Origin of the sequence: Nonomuraea antimicrobica (assembly GCF_039536965.1) — a bacterium.
Classification (GTDB): Bacteria; Actinomycetota; Actinomycetes; order Streptosporangiales; family Streptosporangiaceae; genus Nonomuraea; species Nonomuraea antimicrobica.
The window spans coordinates 48,550-55,201 of record NZ_BAAAZP010000196.1 but is presented as its reverse complement, the minus strand read 5'-3'; the positions used below and the strand labels follow the sequence as shown (position 1 = coordinate 55,201).

Genomic DNA, 6,652 nt, shown 5'->3' with positions numbered 1-6,652 from the left:
GGAGCCACCGATGCTGGCTGAAGAATCTGCGATCTGCATCATTAAGTCAGAAACGCCTCAGCATCGCACACACGTCCCCGGTACGAACCCATGAGATTCGCCCACCCGTCGTCCGGCTCAAGCCCTCATCAACCACCGCCGAACCGGCCGACCGCCCTCTTTCGCGACGCGCGCCCGCCTTCGCGCCCACGCCATGTGGAACCGTTCACTGCCGGGAGGAGAAAAACGTCGACGGCCGGAAGCACAAACCACACCCTGACCTGGGCCGATGGCTGCGGTGACGGCCGTGGGTCTGGCAACTGTTCTCCACGTCAGCCCCGAGCCGTAGCCCCGGCGCAGGGGATTGCCCTCCAGCCTCGCAAAGTAGGAATGAGTGAACGCAGAGGCAGAGATCCTCGATCTGATGGCGCGCTTGCGGGGGCTCAACAGGAACCCGCGTACCGCTGACGACATCACACCCGTGATGCTCCTGGTGTTGATGCGCCTGGACGACGTCCGTACCGAGATAAGACGAGATCTGGCCGCGCTAGGCGACGAACTCGCCGCCCTCCGACGCCACCTGAACAAAAGCCTCACCTACCCCCCATCAGCACCACCCACAGCACCGGCATCCTGCGACCCGACACGAACACTCAGCGCCGCCGAGCCATCCGCCCACGAAGCCACCTGAAGCCATGGGCCTTCCCACGACGAAGGCCCAGCCCTCAACACCGCTGATCGCGCCCCGGCTACCGTCCCCCCGAATCCACCTCCCCGGCCCCACAACCGCGGCCAGAGGGGCGAAACCCTCGCATCTCTCCAGTCCCTTCCACCACATGCGTCGACGAGGCACAGGGACCACCGAGGTGCGAGCGAGCAGGCGTGTGGGCCGGAGCCGGTTGGCCCGCAGGCGCGGACAATCCGAATCCGGCCCAGGACAAACCGGTGTCACGTACACCTCCGAAGTCCGCTATCCTTCTTTCTGTCGCCGCGAGAGCGGATGGCACGGCAGGTTGCCCGAGTGGCCAAAGGGAGCGGTCTGTAAAACCGTCGGCTCAGCCTACGCAAGTTCGAACCTTGCACCTGCCACACCAGCTAGAAGAGGCCCGTCACCAGCGGAAACGCGGTGGCGGGCCTCTTGCTTTGTGTCCGGCTGTTCACGGTCGTCAACGGCGTTCTACGGGCTCTCGCGTCGCATGCGCGTCGGCGATCAGTCGGCCTCTCGCGGAGGTTCCAGGGCTTCGCTGATCAGCTTTCGGGCGAAGCCGTCTTGGCCCACGATGCACTTCGCGTAGACCCGAAGAAGCACGTTCACGCTGTGCCCTGCCCACTCTGCGACCTGGGGGGCCGGAACCCCGGCGTTGAGCCATGTCGAGACGCAGGCGTGGCGCAGGTCGTACGGCCGGGCCGCGAGCGGTGAGGCGGCCTCGGTCTTGCTCAGCGCGCCCGTACGAGCTTTCTGCCAGACGCGGCCATAGACGCTCTCCGAGAGCGGGCCGCCGCTCTCTCCTACGAACAGGTGGCCGTCCGGGCTTACGCCATGCGTCCTGAGGTGGGCGCGAAGGATGGGAACCAAGGGCGGCGGGATCGGTACGGGTCGGACTGCCGTACGTGCGCGGTGCTTGAGTTCTCGCGACTCCCGACGCTTTCCGTTCCCTGTCCAGTCGGCTCCGACCGCCGACGCTGAGTCGCCGAGACAGAACCATCCCCACTTATCGTCACTTTCGACGTCGGGCAGGTCGATTTCGTCGGCTGTGAGGTCGGCGGCTTCCGCTGGGCGTAGAGCCGAGTAGTACATGACCGCGAAGAATGCCGTCAGTTGCGCCATGGTCTTTTCGACCTCGGCGAGCAGCGCCTCGGCTTGCTTGGGGTTGACCACGCGGCGGGGAGAGACTTCCTCGGAGACCTTGGGCGTCTTCCATTTCACGCTGATCAGCGGGTTGTTGGGCAGTAGCTTGGCCGGGCTCACCGCATAGTCCAGGACGTTGTAGAAGACCGCGCGTTTACGGGCGATCGTGGTCCCTGCGGCGGTCTTTCCCGTCAGGGTCCTGGAAATGCCTTTCAGCGTCTCCAGGACCGTAGCCTCATCGGCGAGCGATGCCACGGGAACGGTGTTCTTCTCCAGCCACGCAACCGTGCTGGCGATGTCTTCCGGTATGTTCCCGGCAGTCCTGCGCGGCTTGTGAGCAGCCCACTTGGACACAGCCTGGCGAATATCAGACTTGGTTGGCCGGCCGGTCCCACTGGTGAGGAGAGACAGTGTCGCGGTGGCGAGCGCGTCAGCGATTGAGCTGCGCGAGTTCGGAGCCGCGTCGTCCCACCGGTGGTCAACGTAGGAACACATCAGCTCCCACCACGTGACTGACTGGCCTCGCTGTCCGGCGTGCTCGCGGGGGCGCCCGGTGGCCAGGTCGAACGCCTTTCCCTGCCGGATGGCCGTGAGCAACTCGGCACGGAAACTCTCAGCGAGTGCCCGCGTCACGAACGTCTCTCGCCAGGGCTTTTCAGCGGTGAGCCACCGCACGGTGTAGGTGTTTCCTCCCTTGTTCTTGTTGGTGAGTACGCGCCATACGCGCACGTCGTAAGTGGTGTTCATCAAGCGGTGTCCTCTCTGGAGGCAAGCCAGCGCTCGTACTCGGTGCGGCGGATGCGCAGGCTGCCGTTGGGCAAGGTGATGCATCTGGGTGCCCGACGCTTGGCGCGCCAGTCATAGAAGGTGGAGCGGGCGATGCCACGGTCTTTGCAGTGAGGCGGTCATGTTGTCTCCCTTCCGATGGGCGTGGTCGGGTCGGGCTGGTCAGTAGGCATGGCGAGGTGAACTCGTTCGTTGGGCGGCGCTCGTGCGCAGGTGAAGGGGCGCGTGGGATGCGAAAGGGCCCCGCTCTGTGTGCTGAGAGCGGGCCCGGTGTTGCCGGGGGAGGCGGTTACAGGTTGCGTGGATTCTGGGCGCGGTCGTGCCGGTCGCAGATGCAGCAGCAGTCGAAACTGAAAGGCTGCTCGCAGGCTTGTTTCCAGATGCCGGCGCTATAGGGATCTTTGGACGCCGGGTTGATCAGCCGCGCGATCACGAGCGTCACCACTGCTGCAGCTCCGGCCTCGATCAGTGCCGAGGCTGCGCTCTGTACGTGAGCGCCGGAGACGAACAGATCATCCACCAGCAGGACGCGCGCGTTGTCCAACCTGTCAGAGCGGGGGACCCGGAAGGCGTCCCGGTGGGCGCGGCGGTCGGCAAGAACCGGCGCGAACATGGTGTCTGCCTCCAGCAGCAGTGGCCGCCACAGTCGAGCCAGCGCGCCCACCCTCTCCACGACCTGCCACATGATGTGGAAGGCTTTAGCGGGTGTGTCGAGGTTGTTGCTCGGGATGGTGGCCACCAGGGTGAACGGGCCGCCCGCCAGTCCTTGCAGGCAGTGGGCGTGCTGGTGGTAGAAGTGGCTCACCGTCGCGGCGAGGAAGTCGGCCCGCTTGCGCCGCCCTCCGGGGCCGTTGGGGTCCCTTTTGCGGACGAGCACGTCGTACAGTTGCGTGTTTGTGGTCGTCAGCGAGATCGGCACCACGTACTGCGTGTGGCCGTATAAGTTCTTCGTGGTGCGCTTGCAGCTTGCGCACGTGGCCCAAGGCCCGCCGGTGTCACCGACGTTGTTCGGACCGGAGTGGCAGATTCGGCACACGCCTGGCCGCGTCGGTGGAACTGGGCGGAACAGTGGCAGGAATTCGCGGGTGAACGCCTCGGCATCACCCATGATCAATAGGTGTTCGTTCCAGGGGTCATATCTATGAGATTGACCGCCTGCTTGGGCAGCTCGTCAATGTCCTGGACGGCAGTCATGCCTCCCCGCGAGCCTGCTCGCGCGGCCCATGGCTGTTCTTGGTGGAGCCGCTGGGACACGAACACATATTTGCCGGTCTGGAGTGCCTGCTCGACGTGGCCGGCTGACGATCCGCCGGCGGCCCCGTCGACGACATACAGGCAGTCCGCTAACCCGCAGGTCACGATGCGGGAGAGCGCCACGGTCCGGTCGGTCGGAGCGGCGTCGGGCCAGAACGCGGACACGAGCGCGCCGCAGTTGGCTATCTGCTCGGCCATACTGGCGTACTCGTCGACGGTGGCTGGCTCGGCGATGCCGCCGGACAGGACGGCCAGGGTGCGGCCACCGGCGTCGTGCGCGGCCTGGTGGACCGCCGCGTCCAGGGCCGAGCGCAGCGGCGCGACCACGGTGATGCCGGCCTGGGCCAAGGCGCGGGCCGCAGACGCCGCATGCCCGGAGTCGACCTCGCCGATCACGGCGACGGAGCGGTGGTCGTTGGGGCGGATGTCGCCGCGGATCCACAGGAACGGCTGCCGGTCGTAGGCCCACATCAGGTTGCCGGGGTAGGCGTCGTCCAGCACGGTGACGAGATGGACGCCGTCATCGCGCATGGCCGTGACGAGGTCGCGCGCCCAGGCCAGGTCGCCGGGCAGGACCTGGGCCGTGATGTCGGCGGCGTGCGCCCGGTCGTCGGCGTCCCGGCTCGCGCAGCGGCGGTCGAGCAGCGCCAGGGCGCTACCCGCGTCGAGGATGATGCGTGCGGTGTAGAACCAGGGCTTGTCGCGGGTGGCTTTGGTGAGGGCGAGGACGGCGGCTTGCTCGTCGATCGTGGTCATGGTCATCACCATCTCGAACGTGGTTTCGGTGTGAACGTACGCGCTGACGCCGACAAAAGCAGCGACAGGATGCGTGGTTGCCTTGGGGCTATCGTGCCGAGCCTGGCACCACGGCGGGGCGGGTTTGCCGGGTTGGATTCACCGCCGTACCGGCCGCGCCGCGGAAGCGTGGCCTTTTGAGCAGGTCACAAGATTCCGGCGCGTGGGCAGGGATCGAAAGAGGCTCACGACGCTTCAAAGAGCGCCGCCTGATCAGGATTGGCAGGTGGGGGCTTGGGCAAGCCCAGGGCTCGGGCTCGCTCTCCCGGGTCGGTGGTGCGCCAGGCAGCGAGGCGGCAGTAGTCCGCGGAGCGATCAACGCTCACGCCGTGGCGGGCCGAGCGTGGCCGCCACAAGGGACGTGGTGCCTGCCCCGCCGAACGGGTCGAGCACGACAGCAGGCCGGGTAGGCGCGTTGGGTTGGAGACAGTCGCAGGCGTAACCGACCATGCGGTCAGGGTTACTCATGCGCAGTGCCCACTCGGCAGAGCCGCCACGGATTGTGGATCGGATCCTGCCGTCAGGGTTGTTGTTCTGGCCGAGGACGCCTGGCTTCTCGACTAACGGTCGGCGTCCTTCGCCACACTTGACGCAGATGCCGGGCGGAGACCAGCCGCGGATGGTGCGCCTCGGGATCTCCATGGGAAAGGCGGCGTAGTGGTCGGTCCCGAGATGCTCAGGCACTACTAGCGGCTGCGACGCGATCTCCCACACGCTCCCGGGGAGAGGGCCGAGCGGGTTCACTGTGTCTGCCATGGCCCGGCGGCGCTGCCCGGGAGGGGTCGCCCGGCGAGCGCCCGGCCTGCGCTCGTAATTACTCGCCGGGGTGCGTATCTCGTCCACGGACGCGTAGTAGTGTGGCTCCTTGGTCAGGTGAGCGATGTCCTCGTGCGCGACTCGGACCCGGTCGGTCACGCTCTCTGGCATCGCTGACGGCTGCGACCAGATGATGACCACCCGCACTAGCAGCCCCAGATCGAGGCATCCGATCCTGTACCGCTCCGGCAGCATCAGACGCGACTTGCGCGGCGCCATCGCCGTCGAAGACTTCCCGGGCGGCAGGCATCCCGCCCGGTCCTCACGCCACGACTGCGCCGACGCCGAACCGCCGTCAGCACGGTCAGAGTACTTGTCGCCCAGCACCACGAAGATTGAACCCTCAGGCTTGAGGACCCGAATCCACTCGCGGGTGCACTCCCACAGCGACTCCACATACTCACCCGGCGAGACCTCGTTGCCGATCTGACCTTTCAGGCTCTCGTCGCCGTCGCGGTAGTCCCTCAGCGCCCAGTACGGCGGCGAGGTGCAGATCAGATCCACGCTCTCGTCTGGTAGCGGGAGTCGGCGTGCGTCTCCGCGGAGCACGATCGCGCGGCCCGTCACTAGGTTGCCTTGGCCAGGGTGGACAGCCAGTTGGCGGCCAGCGGGTCGGAGCCGTACTCGCTGCTCTTGCTCAGGTCCATGGGCGTGACCAGGCCGAGGAAGTGAGTGCCGCAGGTGATGACCATGAAGCGTCCGGCAGGGCGGATCTCCAAGGGCAGGTGGTCGCGGGAGGCGGCGCGGAAGCGGGCCAGGTAGGCCGGGTTCAGGGCGACGCCTCGGGCGGAGGTCACCGGCTCGGGCTTCTTGGTCACCTGCTGGGCGATCCAGTTCCGCCAGTCGCGCAGGAACGGTGCTTCGCCGGAGGCGGGCAGGCGGAAGGTCAGGAGCGGATCGCTGAGCTGGTCGAGGGCCAGGCCGTCGCTGGTGAGGGTGAGTCGCACGTTGGCGCGGGGCTTGATCTGGCACTTCGCATAGACGCGGAGGAGGACGTCAACGCTGTGACCCGCCCGCTCGGCACCCTCCGGGGCCGGGACGCCAGCGTTGAGCCAGAGGGATACGGCCGGGTGCCGGAGGTCGTAGGGGCGCTTGGCGAGCGGAGAGGCGACCATGCCCGGGCGGCGGGCAGGCGTGGGGCCGGGTATGGCGGCGCGCCGCGCCGCCGCTTGA

The 6,652-nt window shown here is 67.1% G+C and carries 5 protein-coding genes, 1 tRNA gene and 1 pseudogene; 2 read left to right on the top strand and 5 right to left on the bottom strand.

Annotated features, from left to right (window positions below; all coding sequences use genetic code 11):
* The first annotated feature begins 373 nt into the window (after positions 1-373).
* Positions 374-670, top strand: coding sequence for a hypothetical protein (locus tag ABD844_RS44125; protein ID WP_344892867.1), 297 nt, complete (start codon positions 374-376; stop codon positions 668-670).
* A gap of 316 nt (positions 671-986) precedes the next feature.
* Positions 987-1,068 (top strand) — tRNA-Tyr (locus ABD844_RS44120).
* A 121-nt stretch (positions 1,069-1,189) separates the two neighbouring features.
* On the opposite strand, the gene ABD844_RS44115 is transcribed toward ABD844_RS44120, so the two are convergent.
* From ABD844_RS44115 to ABD844_RS44095, 5 genes and pseudogenes are all read right to left on the bottom strand, one after another.
* On the bottom strand, positions 1,190-2,575 hold the full coding sequence (locus ABD844_RS44115) for a tyrosine-type recombinase/integrase (RefSeq protein ID WP_344892864.1): 1,386 nt from the start codon (positions 2,573-2,575) through the stop codon (positions 1,190-1,192).
* A gap of 328 nt (positions 2,576-2,903) precedes the next feature.
* A complete protein-coding gene (locus ABD844_RS44110) occupies positions 2,904-3,722 on the bottom strand; it encodes a ComF family protein (RefSeq protein WP_344892862.1) in 819 nt (272 codons plus the stop codon).
* 2 nt (positions 3,723-3,724) lie between these two features.
* Entirely contained in the window at positions 3,725-4,624 is a 900-nt protein-coding gene (locus ABD844_RS44105) for a DNA-processing protein DprA (RefSeq protein ID WP_344892859.1), read from the bottom strand.
* Between the two features lie 354 nt (positions 4,625-4,978).
* Positions 4,979-5,983 carry a DNA-methyltransferase gene (locus ABD844_RS44100; protein ID WP_344892856.1) on the bottom strand — a complete coding sequence of 335 codons (1,005 nt, stop codon included), beginning with the start codon at positions 5,981-5,983 and terminating at the stop codon, positions 4,979-4,981.
* 464 nt (positions 5,984-6,447) lie between these two features.
* Positions 6,448-6,594 (bottom strand): annotated as a pseudogene (locus tag ABD844_RS44095) (tyrosine-type recombinase/integrase); the annotation flags it as partial.
* Between the last annotated feature and the right edge of the window lie 58 nt (positions 6,595-6,652).

Excerpts from the sequence above, each read along its gene's own strand:
- ABD844_RS44115 (WP_344892864.1), bottom strand. The coding sequence starts at position 2,575 with ATGAACACCACTTACGACGTGCGCGTATGGCGCGTACTCACCAACAAG.
- ABD844_RS44110 (WP_344892862.1), bottom strand. The coding sequence starts at position 3,722 with ATGGGTGATGCCGAGGCGTTCACCCGCGAATTCCTGCCACTGTTCCGC.
- ABD844_RS44105 (WP_344892859.1), bottom strand. The coding sequence starts at position 4,624 with ATGACCACGATCGACGAGCAAGCCGCCGTCCTCGCCCTCACCAAAGCC.